This window comes from Tsuneonella suprasediminis (assembly GCF_003605755.1).
GTDB lineage: Bacteria > Pseudomonadota > Alphaproteobacteria > Sphingomonadales > Sphingomonadaceae > Tsuneonella > Tsuneonella suprasediminis.
Genome location: NZ_RAHJ01000003.1, coordinates 115,716 through 129,957, shown reverse-complemented (window position 1 = coordinate 129,957; position 14,242 = coordinate 115,716). Strand labels below are relative to the sequence as shown.

The 14,242-nt window shown below is 58.3% G+C and carries 11 protein-coding genes; 4 read left to right on the top strand and 7 right to left on the bottom strand.

Features of this window, described 5'->3' with window-relative positions; genetic code table 11:
• Positions 1–62: 62 nt before the first annotated feature.
• On the top strand, positions 63–1,877 hold the full coding sequence (gene typA, locus D6858_RS00765) for a translational GTPase TypA (RefSeq protein ID WP_120106137.1): 1,815 nt from the start codon (positions 63–65) through the stop codon (positions 1,875–1,877).
• A gap of 153 nt (positions 1,878–2,030) precedes the next feature.
• On the opposite strand, the gene D6858_RS00760 is transcribed toward typA, so the two are convergent.
• Both D6858_RS00760 and D6858_RS00755 read right to left on the bottom strand, forming a co-directional pair.
• Positions 2,031–3,056, bottom strand: a complete 1,026-nt coding sequence (locus tag D6858_RS00760; RefSeq protein ID WP_120106134.1) for a phytase — start codon at positions 3,054–3,056, stop codon at positions 2,031–2,033.
• A complete protein-coding gene (locus tag D6858_RS00755) occupies positions 3,056–5,833 on the bottom strand; it encodes a TonB-dependent receptor (RefSeq protein WP_120106131.1) in 2,778 nt (925 codons plus the stop codon). The genes D6858_RS00760 and D6858_RS00755 overlap by 1 nt, the downstream gene beginning before the upstream one ends.
• A gap of 193 nt (positions 5,834–6,026) precedes the next feature.
• Between D6858_RS00755 and D6858_RS00750 the strand changes: the two genes are divergently transcribed.
• The 3 genes from D6858_RS00750 (at position 6,027) to D6858_RS00740 (ending at position 9,380) form a co-directional block, all read left to right on the top strand.
• Positions 6,027–7,112: a PLP-dependent cysteine synthase family protein gene (locus D6858_RS00750; RefSeq protein ID WP_120106485.1), complete on the top strand. Its 1,086-nt coding sequence runs from the start codon at positions 6,027–6,029 to the stop codon at positions 7,110–7,112.
• A 61-nt stretch (positions 7,113–7,173) separates the two neighbouring features.
• Positions 7,174–8,667 (top strand): sodium/proline symporter PutP, encoded by a 1,494-nt coding sequence (gene putP, locus D6858_RS00745; RefSeq protein WP_120106128.1) that lies wholly within the window; start codon positions 7,174–7,176, stop codon positions 8,665–8,667.
• Positions 8,668–8,711: 44 nt separating this feature from the next.
• Positions 8,712–9,380 carry an extensin-like domain-containing protein gene (locus tag D6858_RS00740; protein WP_120106125.1) on the top strand — a complete coding sequence of 223 codons (669 nt, stop codon included), beginning with the start codon at positions 8,712–8,714 and terminating at the stop codon, positions 9,378–9,380.
• Positions 9,381–9,411: 31 nt separating this feature from the next.
• On the opposite strand, the gene D6858_RS00735 is transcribed toward D6858_RS00740, so the two are convergent.
• The 5 genes from D6858_RS00735 to D6858_RS00715 all read right to left on the bottom strand — a co-directional run bounded on the left by D6858_RS00735 (position 9,412) and on the right by D6858_RS00715 (position 14,202).
• Positions 9,412–10,038 carry a response regulator transcription factor gene (locus D6858_RS00735; RefSeq protein ID WP_120106122.1) on the bottom strand — a complete coding sequence of 209 codons (627 nt, stop codon included), beginning with the start codon at positions 10,036–10,038 and terminating at the stop codon, positions 9,412–9,414.
• Positions 10,039–10,209: 171 nt separating this feature from the next.
• Positions 10,210–10,956: a proteasome-type protease gene (locus D6858_RS00730; RefSeq protein ID WP_102155788.1), complete on the bottom strand. Its 747-nt coding sequence runs from the start codon at positions 10,954–10,956 to the stop codon at positions 10,210–10,212.
• Between the two features lie 28 nt (positions 10,957–10,984).
• Positions 10,985–11,800 (bottom strand): transglutaminase family protein, encoded by an 816-nt coding sequence (locus D6858_RS00725; RefSeq protein WP_120106118.1) that lies wholly within the window; start codon positions 11,798–11,800, stop codon positions 10,985–10,987.
• A gap of 12 nt (positions 11,801–11,812) precedes the next feature.
• Positions 11,813–12,769, bottom strand: coding sequence for an alpha-E domain-containing protein (locus D6858_RS00720; RefSeq protein WP_318286486.1), 957 nt, complete (start codon positions 12,767–12,769; stop codon positions 11,813–11,815).
• A gap of 5 nt (positions 12,770–12,774) precedes the next feature.
• A complete protein-coding gene (locus tag D6858_RS00715) occupies positions 12,775–14,202 on the bottom strand; it encodes a circularly permuted type 2 ATP-grasp protein (RefSeq protein WP_120106114.1) in 1,428 nt (475 codons plus the stop codon).
• Between the last annotated feature and the right edge of the window lie 40 nt (positions 14,203–14,242).

The window sequence follows — 14,242 nt, the reverse complement described above, 5'->3', positions numbered from 1 at the left end:
GGGGGCGCGGCACAAACGTGCCGCAAACCTTGCCGCGTTATCTGACAATTCGGAATTGACTCATGACCTCGCTCCGCAACGTGGCAATTATTGCTCACGTCGATCACGGCAAGACCACGCTTGTCGACCAGCTATTCCGCCAATCCGGCACTTTCCGCGATAACCAGCGTGTCGACGAACGCGCAATGGATTCGGGCGATCTGGAAAAAGAACGTGGGATCACGATTCTTGCCAAGCCGACCTCCATCGAATGGAACGGCACCCGCATCAATATTATCGACACCCCCGGACACGCCGATTTTGGCGCCGAAGTCGAACGCATCCTCAGTATGGTCGATGGCGTGATTCTGCTGGTGGATAGTGCCGAAGGCGCGATGCCGCAGACCAAGTTCGTGACCGGCAAGGCTTTGGGCCTGGGCCTCAGGCCTATCGTCGTGGTCAACAAGATCGATCGCCCTGATGGACGCCCGCAAGAAGTTCTCGACGAAGTGTTCGATCTGTTCGTCAACCTCGACGCGAAGGACGAGCAACTCGACTTTCCCGTCCTCTACGCATCGGGCCGTGAAGGATACGCGAGCGAAGATCAGGAAGCCCGCAGCGGCGATCTGACTCCGCTGTTTCAGCGCATCGTCGATCATGTACCTGCGCCCGATCTGGATGAAGATGCTCCGTTCAGCTTCCTTGCCACCCTGCTCGATCGCGATAGCTTCATGGGCCGCGTACTGACCGGGCGGGTTCAGTCGGGCAAGCTGAAGATCAACGATCCGATCCGCGCGCTCGACGCGGAAGGCAACGTGATCGAAGTCGGCCGGGCAACCAAGCTGATGAGCTTCCGTGGGCTGGAACGTGTACCAGTGGAAAATGCCAAGGCGGGTGACATCATCGCACTGGCTGGTCTGGAAAAAGCCACCGTGTCCAACACCATCGCCGATCCGGTGGTGAGCGAACCGATTGCCGCGCAACCCATCGATCCGCCCACGCTGTCGATGCGCTTTGCCGTCAACGACAGCCCGCTGGCTGGGCGCGAAGGTGATAAAGTCACCAGTCGCATGATCCGCGACCGCCTGATGCGCGAAGCGGAAACCAACGTCGCGATCCGTGTGACGGAAAGCCACGACAAGGACAGCTTCGAAGTGGCCGGGCGCGGCGAACTTCAGCTCGGTGTGTTGATTGAGACGATGCGCCGCGAAGGGTTCGAGCTGGGCATCAGCCGTCCGCGCGTGTTGTTTCAGGAAGAAAACGGCCAGCGTATGGAACCATACGAACAGGTCGTGATCGATGTGGACGACGAACACTCAGGCACCGTTGTCGAAAAGATGCAGCGCCGCAAAGCCGAGCTGACTGAAATGCGGCCGAGCGGTGTTGGCAAAACCCGCATCACATTCTCAGCCCCCAGCCGCGGCCTGATCGGCTATCATGGCGAATTCCTGTCCGACACGCGCGGCACCGGAATCATGAACCGCCTGTTCGAGAAATACGGCCCGCATAAAGGCCCGATCGAAGGAAGGCCCAACGGCGTACTCATCTCCAACGCCACCGGCGATGCAGTGGGCTACGCACTCAACGCACTGGAAGAGCGCGGCATCCTGTTCCTTGGCCCGCAGGCCAAGGTGTATGAAGGGATGATTATCGGGGAAAACGCCAAGCCCGAAGACCTCGAAGTCAATCCGCTGAAATCAAAGCAGCTGACCAACTTCCGTTCGACTGGCAAGGACGATGCGATCCGCCTCACTCCGCCGACTGTGATGACTCTCGAACAGTCGATCGCCTACATCGATGACGACGAAATGGTCGAAGTGACGCCCAAATCGATCCGGCTGCGTAAGGCCATTCTCGATCCGCACGAACGCAAAAAGGCCAAGCGCAAGGGCGACTGATTTGTCCTGTCCTGAGCCTAACCTTTCAAGGGTGTGAAGGCGTAGAGCGCCACGCCCTGAGAACAGACACAAAAACGGGGAGGGGCGTAACGTCCCTCCCCGTTTTTGCTTCAGCTGCCACTTCATCGAAAAACCAACGAAGTAGTTGAAATATTACCGTCCCAAAGCCGCCAGAATATCGGCCCATGATACCAGCTTGAAATTCTGTGCAGCAGGCGCGTTCTGGCCATCCTGCGCCACGAACAGACCCTGCGGATAGCCCGGACCGAAACTGCCGCCGATAAGGTCGATACCATCAGTTTCCTCGACTGCACCAAACTTGCCTGCAGCGATGCGGAACCGCCCGACGGGCTTACCATCGGCCAACTGGTACACAGCATAAGCGCTGTCCCCCTGGCTCGATGCAACAAGATAGCCGCCGCTTTCGCCTTCGGGCATAATCGCAAGGCCCTCAACATCGGCCACCAGCATCTTACGATCAACCGGAGCGAACATCGTGCCTTCGGTTGATCCGGCTGCAAAACGCCAGACGCCGACGTCTTCTTCCCCGACATAGAGCGTGCCATCGCGCGGATCGACCACGCACCCTTCGATCTGTGTCGCCAGCTTCATTGTCCGCAAGGGAATGCTCACGGCTGTCCCTTGCGACACATCCAGCCGAAATTCGCGAACGGTCCCGTCCTTCAAAGCCGAATAGGTAAGAATATCATCGCCCCGCATGGCCATGCAGAAGCCATAGGCTTCTCCCTTCCCTGCATCGGCTTCGCCCAGCAACTCCAGCTTCCGCGCGGCGGTGTTGAGCCGATAAACCCGCATCCGCGCATGGAGCGGATCGTTGCGATCGCTTGCGGCAACGATCACCCCATGAAGGCCGGACGAAACGAGATCGACGTTGTTGAGCTTGCCGCCCGGATCGAAATCGACACCCTTTCCGTTCATGTCGTAAAGATGCAGTCCCGCTTTCTTGTCAGTGCCGACAATCAGGCTGCCTGCCGGATTGTCCGGGTTATGCCAGATCGCGGGATCATCCGCAGCATCCGTTCCGGCAGCCGTTTCAACAGGGGCGGTTTCACCCGCAGCGACAACCGTCACAACTGGATCGCCAGCGACTGGCACTGTAGCGCAAGCGGCGACCAGACTGACCGAAGCAAGCGCGGCGTAACGATAGAGCGCGCGCATCAGAACGTCACTCGTGCGCCAAACTTCACTGTCGGGCCATATTCCTCGTACTGCAGCAAGCGCTGACGACTTTCGAGGTTCTGGTAAGCGAAGTATTTGGCGTTGTTCACGTTCACCCAATCAGCAAACAGACGGATATTGTCGGTCACTTTGTACTTCAGCGAAATATCGACCTGGAAATGATTGTCCACCCAGCGATCTTTCGATGCCTCGCTCCCCACCTCGTCGAGATACTTGCTGCGATAGGTGCCGGCAACGCGCAGATCGATCGGCCCCTTGTCGAACCCAATCACTGCATTGAACGTATGGCGCGAGTTGGATGGAAGCTGAATCACCCGCCCATCGTCAAGTTCACCACGCGAATAGGTGTAAGTATAGTTGAGCTGAGTCAGCAGCCCATCCAGCGGCGCGGGCAGCATGGTGTAGGCTTGGCTGTAGCTGGCTTCAAACCCGGCCACTTCGGCACTGCCACCGTTACGGTAAGTCGATACCTCTTTGTAAGTCACACCATTGACCGCGTAATCGTCGTACCGCGTCTCAACGATATAATTGCTGATCGATTTGTAGAATGCGGAGAACGACAGCCCTGCATTCTCCCCGAAATAATAGTCGAGGCCGAAATCACCGTTCCATGCGCGATATGGCAGGAGATCGGGATTACCGACTTTGGCTTCGTTATCCTCGTTGACATTGAAGCGCGGAGCCATAGCCGACAGCTTGGGCCGCACCAGGCTCTTGTACACCGCTGCGCGGGCGATCAGGTTGGGATCGGTGTTGAAGCGCATCGTCAGGCTCGGCAGCCAGTCGGTATAGCTGCGCTTGAACGTCACAGGCGTTACCGGTGGCAGATCGTAGTTGTCTTCATCGTCGATTACGGTCTGCCCGTTCAACGTATTCCTGGTGCGCTCCATACGGACACCACCGATCAGCCGCAGCGTATCGCTATCCCACCGGCCCAAGGCGTATCCGGCATAGATGTCTTCTTTGACACTGTAGTCGTCCACCGCCGAATCCAGCGCCGATTTGTAAGCATCGATCTTCAGATCGCCTTCGTTGGCGCGAAACCAGTCTGCGGTGTCTTCTTTCGATGCAACCGGCCCCATATCGATCAGGCGATAGGTCTGGTCGCCCAATGCATCGGCCAGCGTGTAGTCCTTCGACTTTTTGTAGCGCAGCATTTCAAAGTTGTAGCTCTTGTCGCGCAGGCGTGCCTTACCGCCGGCCTGCACGGTGAAGTCACCGGCAGCCCCGGCAAAGGTGCGCGCTACATCGCCCTTGAATGCCCATTCTTCGTCCACGCTGTCCGACAGGGTGGTCAGTTCCACCCGGTTGAGCGTGTATTTGGTGGGATCGTTGACGTCTTCCGCGCCGCTGGTGACCGAGTAAGTCGGATAGTAACGCCCGGAATTATCGACAGCAATCACCACGCCATCGTCGAAGTCGGCAGCGAAGCGCACTGGATCGAGCGACCAGTCTTCACGTTCGGTCGAACGGGCATAGCTGGCCGACCAATTGAGCTTCCATTCGCCGGTGTCAGTATCGCTACCAACCACAACCGATTGGATACGCTGGCGTTCGAAGCGATCTTTCATGTCCCGTTCGACGGTAATATCGTTGTCCGCACCATCGAAGGTGACGGTATCACCACTGACCGCGGACGGGCCATCGTCTTCGAATTCCCCGAAATCGAAGGTCGTGCGGCGGCGGTATTCGTGATCGTCGAACTGCGACCAGCTACCGCGTACATAAGCGGTGGTGGTGTCTGAAGCGCGCCAGTCGAACGACAGGCTGCCGCTGATGCGGGTGCGCTTCACATCGTAATCGCGCAGTTCAAGCACCGGCGAATAGGCAGTGCCATCGGGCGCGGTTGCCCACGGATCGGATTCGATATTATCGGTTTCGAATTCGCGCTTGTAATAGCTGATGCCGCCCGCGACGCCGAAATTATCCCCCAACCGGGTAGAGAAATCGAAGCTACCCTTGGGCGTCAGTTTGCCCGAATAATCGTTGTAGCTGCCTTCGGCCCGTACCGCGTAGTAGTTCTTCTTGCGGTCGAAAGCGCTGGTGGTGTTTATTTCGATCGATGCGCCGATGGTGTCGGCGTCCATATCCGGGGTCAGCGATTTCTTGACCGTGATCGATTCGATAATGTCGCTTGAAATTACATCGAGCGCGACCTGCCGCACATCGCTTTCCGGCGAAGGCAGACGCACCCCGTTGAGCGAGGTTGCGTTGAGATTGGGATCAAGCCCACGCACCGAAACAAAGCGCCCTTCGCCCTGATCGTCGAGGATGTTGATCCCCGGCAAGCGACGCAGCGATTCCGCAGCATTCTGATCGGGGAACTGGCCAATGGCGTCACGGGTCAAAACACTGACAACACCGTCAGCGGCACGCTGGCGCGACAGAGCGCTGGCCTGATTGGCATATTGGCCGATCACGATGATCTTGTCGCTCTCCCCGCCAATCGTGAAATTGGCTTCCACGCGACCTTCAGCGGGAACAGTCACAGTTTGTGAAACCGGCGCAGCGCCAACATAACTGGCGGTAACGGTGTAAGTGCCGGCTGGCACATCACCGAAGATATAGCTGCCGTCGGATTGTGCCGTAGTGGTGCGGTTCAGTTCGACGATGCTGATCTGCGCCGCTTGCAGCGCGACGGTTTCGCTCGAGTCGACAACAAACCCTTGCAGCTCACCAGCGAGCGCAGGAGTGGCAACACACAGCGCAAGCGCGCTGACGCTCAGCCCCAAGGGCTGACGAAATTTCACGAACATACAAGAACCTCCCTGTTCGGGGGAGGCCCCTATGGATGGCCGATTACCGGTTCACGACAGTTTGAGGACGGAAAAATGACAATGTGAAACGTCTGTGAAAACGAAACCGCAGACAACTGAAATGGCGATGAAATCCCCGAACCCCAAATTTGCTCGCTTGACCGCAACCAAGCGCAGGATCACTGCACTTCGCATGACCGATGTCGCAGACCAGAGAGCCACCAACATAGCAAACCGCGCGTGGACCAACGAAGCAATCCGCATTATCGAAGCGGACTATAATCGCTCTGCCGACACGCATCTGGTTCCGGTGTCTTTGCCCGCTCTGCCCGGTATCCATCTCTATCTGAAAGATGAAGCAAGCCACCCGACAGGCAGCCTCAAACACCGGCTTGCCAGGTCACTGTTCTTATATGCTTTGTGCGACGGACGGATCGGGCCCGCCACACCTATCGTCGAAGCATCGAGCGGCTCCACCGCTGTTTCGGAAGCGTATTTTGCACGAATGCTGGGCCTGCCGTTTATTGCTGTGGTTCCGCGCAGCACCGCCCATGCCAAAATCGCCGCCATCGAATTTTACGGAGGGAAGGCGCATTTCGTGGATGATCCCGGCACTGTTTATGCCGTGGCACAACGGCTCGCCGATGAAAACGGCGGGGTCTATCTCGATCAGTTCACATATGCCGAACGGGCCACCGACTGGCGCGGCAATAACAATATCGGTGAAACGATCTTCGAACAAATGGCCCTCGAACCCCACCCGATCCCGTCATGGATCGTATGCGGCGCCGGAACTGGCGGCACATCCGCCACGATCGGCCGGTTCATCCGTTATCGCCGCCATGCCACCCGACTGATGGTGGCAGACCCCGCCGGTTCGGTGTTCCATAAGCATTGGGCCGACCGATCGGTGACCACGCTCGATTCGTGCTGCTCCTGCATAGAGGGAATCGGTCGCCCACGGGTGGAGCCAAGCTTTCTGCCAGCAGTGGTCGATGCCATGATGCCGGTTGAAGATGCACAAAGTGTGGCTGCCGCACGATTGCTGTCAGCACAATTGGGCCGCAAGGTCGGTGGATCGACCGGCACCAATATGTGGGCAGTCGCAACCCTTGCAAGCCAGATGGTACAAGCAGGTGAAACCGGCAGTATTGTCACAATCTTATGCGACGACGGCGAACGCTATGCCGATACCTATTTCGACGACAATTGGGTGCGAGATCGAAAGCTGGATTTGAACGGCCCGACGCAGGAATTAACCACCACGTTAGGCTGGTAAGGCTTTATTCATTTCGGCCCTGGGTGGTCAGCGGCGGTTTCGTTTGTTACCTGCCTGCGACATGCAGACAGGAATAATCATCTCGCTCACCCTTTATTTCCTTCTGATGCTGGGCATCGGATTGTATGCCTGGCGCAAGTCGACCGATAGTTCGGAAGGATATCTGCTCGCCGGGCGCAACCTTCATCCTGCCGTTGCCGCACTATCGGCCGGGGCCAGCGATATGTCGGGCTGGCTTCTGCTGGGGCTGCCGGGCGCGCTATATGCATCGGGCCTCGTTTCGGCCTGGATCGGCATTGGGCTGTTCGTGGGCGCGTTCATCAACTGGATCGTTGTCGCCCCCCGCCTGAGACAACAGACGGAAGAACTGGGCAACGCGCTGACTATTCCCGAATTCCTCGCCAATCGTTTTCCCGACAAAGCGATTGCGCTGCGTGTGACGAGCGCGATCATCGTCGTACTGTTCTTCACGGTTTACACCGCCGCCGGGCTGGTGGGCGGTGGTAAGCTGTTTGAAACCGCGTTCGGCGGCGCGATTCATATTGGCGGAATCAGCGATTACACCGCCGGCCTGTGGATCACTGCAGGCGTCGTGCTGGTTTATACCATGATCGGTGGTTTCCTCGCAGTCAGCCTGACCGACTTCGTCCAGGGGATCATCATGCTGCTGGCGCTGGTCATTATGCCGCTGGTGGTCATGTTCGGGCCGGGAGGTGCCAATGGGGCGAGTATTGCCGCCATTCCGCAGGAAGGGTTCCTCAGCCTGACGCACGGCCTGACGATGATTGGCTGGCTTTCCGCGGTAACGTGGGGGCTAGGTTACTTCGGCCAGCCCCATATCATCGTGCGGTTCATGGCAGTGCGTTCGGTTCGCGAGGTTGCCACAGCGCGCACGTATGGCATGAGCTGGATGTTCGTCTGCCTGATCGGTGCTCTGGGCGTCGGCATCGCAGGGCGCGCCTATATTGCGCGCAACGGATTGGTTCTGGACGACCCCGAAACGATTTTCGTAGTGCTGGCCAACCTGCTGTTCCATCCGCTGGTGACCGGTTTCCTCTATGCCGCCCTGCTTGCTGCGATCATGAGCACGATCAGTTCGCAATTGCTGGTGTCGTCAAGTTCGCTGGTGGAAGACTTCTATCGCCTGTTTCTGCGAAAGAACGCCAGCGAGCATGAATCGGTCAATGTCGGCCGAGTGTGCGTGGCGCTGGTCGCAGTTGCAGCAATCATGATTGCCGGCAATCCCGATAGCGAAGTTCTGGGGCTCGTCGCCCACGCCTGGGCAGGATTCGGTGCAGCCTTTGGCCCCCTTATCATCCTGTCGCTCACGTGGAAGGGTATGACGGGAAAAGGGGCGGTTGCGGGCCTGACAACCGGTGCGCTGGTGGTGGTTCTCTGGATTGCTCTGGGTTGGGACGCGCAGTTTATGGGCGGCGATGGCGTCTATGAAATCATTCCGGGCTTTGTGTTGTCGTGGCTGGCAATCTGGCTGGTGAGTAACGCCACCCGCAAGCCTGCAAATGAAAGTCCGCGCACGAATGCAGCCACACAGTAACAGCTTCAGTCCCGGTTCAAGATGAACCTGCCAGCGATCATACCATGCGCTTGCCGGCTCTCGTTGCAGTCATTGTAATCGGCCTTACCGGCTGCGGCCGGTTGGTGCCCGACGGGCGCAGTCAGAGCCAGAAGCCGCCGCCAGTTCGTTCCGGCACTGTGGTGTCTCAAAACGCAGACACCCGCCAGTGCCTTGCCCGGCTTGGCGCACAAGGGTCGCAATTCGATCCGGTGCCTGACGCATATTATGGCGGCGGGTGCTCGACGCTCGGAACGATCAATCTCGCCTCGCTACAGGGTGACGAATCGCGCTTCAGCGTGTCCAATCTCCGCAAAGTATCCTGCCCTCTGGCGGAAGCGTTTGCCCGGTGGGCCCGTTACGGCGTGGATCGTGCCGCGCGGCAGGAACTCGGCAGCCCGCTGGCCCGGATCGAAACGTATGGCAGCTATTCCTGCCGCAACATCGCCGGGAGCGGGAAGCGATCCGCGCACGCTCAGGCACAGGCCATCGACATCGCCACATTCGTTTTGGCCGATGGGCGGCGGATCACATTGCTCGATGGATGGAATGGCACCCCCCGCGAGCGCGCATTTCTGCGAGTGGTCTTCAAAAGTGCGTGCAAGCGTTTCGGCACAGTCCTCGGCCCGGATTATAACGCCGCCCACGCCAACCATTTTCATGTGGAGCTGGGCGGCGGCGGATTCTGCCGCTGACAACAGTACTGCCCATCAGGCAGTCCGGTCATCATGCCCGTTCGGTCGATCGATCGTCCAGTTGTGCCTCGACCCGCATCCGCACCGCTTCGGCACTATGGGCGGCATGCAGTTTGGCCATCATGTTCGCGCGATAGATTTCTACCGTTCGCGGGCTGATGTTTAAATCACGTGCGATCACCTTGTTACTGCCACCGCAAGCCAACCGATCGAGCACCTGCCGTTCGCGTAGTGACAGTTTCCCGATGCGGGATCGGGCCTCAATCCTCCGCCGCAGCGAACGTACATGCGCCTCCGCCTCGGTTCGAATACGGCGAATGGCACCTCGCAGCCATTCTTCCTGTAATGGCAGCTTCAGATAGTCAAAAACCCCGGCCTTGATCGCGCTGACCACACGGGCGGGTATTGGTTTCTCACTTACTGCAATCAACGGCAACCATATCCGGGCCGCCGTCATCATTTCGAACGCATGAATCACCCCACATCGCGGCGGATCATCCGATGCAATGACTATTCCGTCGGACGGGCGGGCAGAGCATAATTCTTCGACAGAACGGTAAACCAGCGGCCAACATCCCGCAGCCACAGCCACCCGAACCAGTTGACTATCGCGATTGCCTGCCCGGTCGATAAAATGGATCAGATGTCGTTCATTCATATTTGCGGTATGCCGCTGAAAATGGTCGGTCAGTAACGAAAGTACCTCCAAAATGGAGGTTAATAGAGAGAGGCGATGCGCGTGTTAGCGCAATACATCATCCAAGGTGGATATGAAAACCCTTAGTTATTAAATTAGAAACCGACATATTTAACCCGAATAGTTCCTTAGCTAATCGTCTTCGGGAAAGCGGTACTTTGGCAAAGCATCGAACGCATTGCGTAAGGCATCACCCCATCCGGCGGAGATTGTCTGGAAATACTCATCTTCGTGAGTAATGCGGCGCGATTGCGAAGGTTCGAACTGATCGCGTTCGATCACCATCATGTCGAGCGGCAAACCGACCGAGAGATTGGCTTTCAGAGTCGAATCGAAACTGACCATCAGCAGCTTCACGGCATCTTCGAAACTCATCGTGCGATCGTAGGCTCGGATCAGAATCGGACGCCCGTATTTGGTTTCACCGATCTGGAAAAACGGAGTATCCCAGCTCGCTTCGATAAAGTTGCCTTCGGGGTAGATCAGGAACAGGCGCGGCTCCATCCCCTTGATCTGGCCCGCAACGATCATCGTCGCGGTAAAGCGTCCCTGCCCCTGCTGGCCGTTGACATCCTGTCGTTCCTGAATCGTTTCGCGCAACAACTGCCCGACTTCGGTAGCGACCTGAAACATCGTCGGCGCATCATACACTGAATTGCGCCGCTCGTTCGGCGCCTTGGTTCGTTCTTCCAGCTGACTGATAACCGATTGCGTGGTGGCCAGATTTCCGGCGGTCATCACAGCTATTATGCGTTCGCCCGGCACTTGCCAGTGCGCCATTTTGCGGAACACAGAGATATTGTCGACGCCCGAATTGGTGCGGGTGTCACTCATCAACACCAGCCCTTTATCGAGCACCATTCCCACACAATACGTCATTCACTTCTCCAGCGGCGCGGGCGATCCCCTACTGCTCCACCTGCTGCTGCTCCACGGCAACGTCAACGTGCAAATACTCGGTCGCTGAGCCAACGCTGATCCCGGTAATGGGCGCGGCATCGTTATAATCGCACCCGGTTGCCACACGGACATAGCGTGGATCGGGGCTGATGCCGTTGGATATATCGAACCCGACCCAGCCCAGCCCTTCCACATGCGCTTCTGCCCATGCGTGTGTCGCTTCCTGATCGATCCGGTCATTCATCATCAGGTATCCGCTGACATATCGCGCCGGGATACCTGCGGCGCGTGCCGCGCTGATGAAGATATGGGCGTGATCCTGACACACACCATACCCGGCCTCGACCGCCTCTTCGGCGGTTGTCTGCACACCCGTTTTGCCCGTCTCGTACCTGACGAGATCGTGTATCGCCCTCGACAAAGCATGTAGGTAGGTCAGCCGGTCGGCGGGATCTTCCTCCACCCCACGAAACAGTGCGCGCAGCCGGGGGCCGGGGCGGGTCAATTTGGTTTGCGTCAGAAAACTCCACAGGGGCAGATGCCCTGCATGGCGGCCAATCACCCCGGCATTATCGTGCGTATCGACAGTGCCACGGCAGGTAATCGTGACTTCGGTGGTGCCCGGCTCGACCGATACCAGCGTCACATGATTGTGGTGCTGATCTTCGTATTCCAGTTCCAGCGCGGCGTGATCGTATTCCATCTGCCAGTCGAGTATTTCCTGCCCCTGCGTCTCTTTCGGGGTCAGCCGCAACCGCTGGAGCGCGTGCACAACCGGTTCATCGAAACGATACGTGGTCGAATGGCGGATCGCGAGGCGCATGGCGAATTCGTCCTAGGCGAGAAAGCGATAGTCTTCCGCAATCGCATTGCCAATTTCGGCATTGCGGCGCTGGAAGCCGGTGAGAAACTGGTGCAGCCCTTCGTCGAACACTGCGTCGATTGTCAGATCCGCCAGCGCGGTCGCTGAATCGCGGATCAGTTCGCTCGCCCGTCCTTCGGTGCCGTGCAGGCGCGACAGGGTTGTGAGATTCTGGCGCAGCAGAGAATAGCTATACGCAAGGCTGCGCGGGAAGCGTTCGTCGAGGATCAGGAATTCCACGATCCCGCGCGCATCGGCCTTGCCCGCATTGAGCCAGCGAAATGCCCGGTCGCCCGACACCGAACGCAGCAACTGATCCCACTGTCCTGCATCGAGGCTCGATCCGACGTAGCTGACCGATGGCAGCAGCAGATAGTATTTCATGTCCAGCACACGGGCGGTGGAATCTGCCCGCTCAACAAATGTGCCCGCACGGGCAAAGTTGAAACCGGCATCGCGCAGCATCGAATTGGCAACCGCACCATGCGCCAGTGTACCCGCCCGCTTTATCAGTTTGATAACGTCGCCCAGATTGCTCTGCGCTATAGGGCGGGACAGCGCATCGTCGATTTCCATCCAACTTTCATTGATGGCAGTCCATAACTCGCTGCTGATCGCCGTCCGCACCGCGCGCGCATTGGTCCGCACCGACCGCATCAGCGCATGGAGATTGGCCGGGTTGTCCCTGTCCCGCAGCAGGAAATTCCAGGCCTGCACCCCGGTATAGGTGCCATGCTTGCTTTCATACGAAATCCGCTGCCCCAGTGTTTCGATAACCGATCGCCATTCCTCCGCCGCCGAAACGATATCGCGGGTCAACGCCATGCGCTGCGCCGCGTCGATCAGGCGCGCGGTATTTTCCACCCGTTCGAGATAGCGGAACATCCAGAACAGCCCGTTGGCCGTGCGCCCAAGCATATGCCGGTCCATCGCGATCAGTCCTTCAGCACCCAGGTATCCTTGGTGCCTCCGCCTTGCGAAGAATTGACCACCAGCGATCCCTTCTTGAGCGCCACACGCGTCAGCCCGCCGGGAACGATTTCCACATTATCGGGCGAAACCAGCACGAATGGACGCAAATCCAGATGGCGCGGCGACAGCCCTTTGTTGGTGAAGATCGGACAGGTCGACAGCGCCAGCGTGGGCTGGGCGATATAGTTTTCCGGCTTCGACTCCAGCTTGTGGCGGAAGTGGCGGATTTCTTTCTTGCTGGCGGTCGGTCCGATCAGCATCCCGTATCCGCCCGATCCGTGGACTTCCTTCACTACCAGCTCTTCCAGATTATCGAGCACGTATTTCAGGCTTTCCGGGTCGGCGCAGCGGTGCGTTTCGACATTGGGCAGCAAAGGCTTTTCGCCGGTATAGAATTCGACGATTTCCGGCATGAAGGAATAGATCGCCTTGTCATCGGCAATCCCTGTGCCCGGCGCGTTGGCGATAGTGATCCCGCCAGAGCGATAGACGTCCATAATCCCCGGCACACCCAGCACACTGTCGGGATTGAAGGTCAACGGATCGAGGAATTCGTCGTCCACCCGGCGATAGAGCACATCGATCGGTTCGTAACCCATCGTCGTCCGCATCGCGACACGGCCATTGACGACCCGCAGATCGCACCCCTCCACCAGTTCGGCACCCATCTGGTCTGCCAGAAAGGCGTGCTCGTAATAGGCGCTGTTATAGATGCCAGGGGTCAGCACCGCGATTGTCGGCTTGCCCGCGGTCATCTTCGGCGCGCACGCCGCCAGACTACGCGCCAGACGGCGGGGATAGTCCGAGACCGTGGCCACCGGCACGCGGGTGAATAGTTCCGGGAACATCGCCATCATCGTTTCGCGATTTTCGAGCATGTACGACACGCCACTGGGGGTGCGCGCATTATCTTCCAGAACGAAGAAATCGTCTGGCCCGGTTCGCACCAGATCGATGCCTACGATGTGCGTATAAACCCCACCCGGCGGTGTGAAGCCGACCATATTGGCCAGCCACGCCTCGTTCCCGGTCAACAGCCTTTGCGGCAGGCGGCCCGATCGAGTGATTTCCTGCCGGTGATACAGATCGTGGATGAAAGCGTTGAGCGCGCTCACCCTCTGCTCGATCCCGCGCGTCAGCCGCCGCCATTCTCTGGCCGTGATAATCCGCGGCACCATATCGAACGGGATCAACCGTTCTTCGGCATCGTGTTCGCCATAGACGTTGAAGGTGATACCGGTGCGCCGGAAAGAAGCCTCTGCCTCTTTATGCTTGCGACGGAGAAGTTCTACTTCCTGCTCGTCATACCAAACACAGTAATCTGCGTAGCCCGACCGCACCTCTCCGGCGGGATCGAACATTTCATCGAAAGTCTCGGCAGCGCCGGTCATTCATCTCCTTTCGGGAGAATCGGGGTTAATTTGCACTGAC

Excerpts from the sequence above, each read along its gene's own strand:
- D6858_RS00735 (WP_120106122.1), bottom strand. The coding sequence starts at position 10,038 with ATGAATGAACGACATCTGATCCATTTTATCGACCGGGCAGGCAATCGC.
- D6858_RS00730 (WP_102155788.1), bottom strand. The coding sequence starts at position 10,956 with ATGACGTATTGTGTGGGAATGGTGCTCGATAAAGGGCTGGTGTTGATG.
- D6858_RS00720 (WP_318286486.1), bottom strand. The coding sequence starts at position 12,769 with ATGGACCGGCATATGCTTGGGCGCACGGCCAACGGGCTGTTCTGGATG.
- D6858_RS00715 (WP_120106114.1), bottom strand. The coding sequence starts at position 14,202 with ATGACCGGCGCTGCCGAGACTTTCGATGAAATGTTCGATCCCGCCGGA.
- D6858_RS00760 (WP_120106134.1), bottom strand. The coding sequence starts at position 3,056 with ATGCGCGCGCTCTATCGTTACGCCGCGCTTGCTTCGGTCAGTCTGGTC.
- typA (WP_120106137.1), top strand. The coding sequence starts at position 63 with ATGACCTCGCTCCGCAACGTGGCAATTATTGCTCACGTCGATCACGGC.
- putP (WP_120106128.1), top strand. The coding sequence starts at position 7,174 with ATGCAGACAGGAATAATCATCTCGCTCACCCTTTATTTCCTTCTGATG.
- D6858_RS00740 (WP_120106125.1), top strand. The coding sequence starts at position 8,712 with ATGCGCTTGCCGGCTCTCGTTGCAGTCATTGTAATCGGCCTTACCGGC.
- D6858_RS00725 (WP_120106118.1), bottom strand. The coding sequence starts at position 11,800 with ATGCGCCTCGCGATCCGCCATTCGACCACGTATCGTTTCGATGAACCG.
- D6858_RS00755 (WP_120106131.1), bottom strand. The coding sequence starts at position 5,833 with ATGTTCGTGAAATTTCGTCAGCCCTTGGGGCTGAGCGTCAGCGCGCTT.
- D6858_RS00750 (WP_120106485.1), top strand. The coding sequence starts at position 6,027 with ATGACCGATGTCGCAGACCAGAGAGCCACCAACATAGCAAACCGCGCG.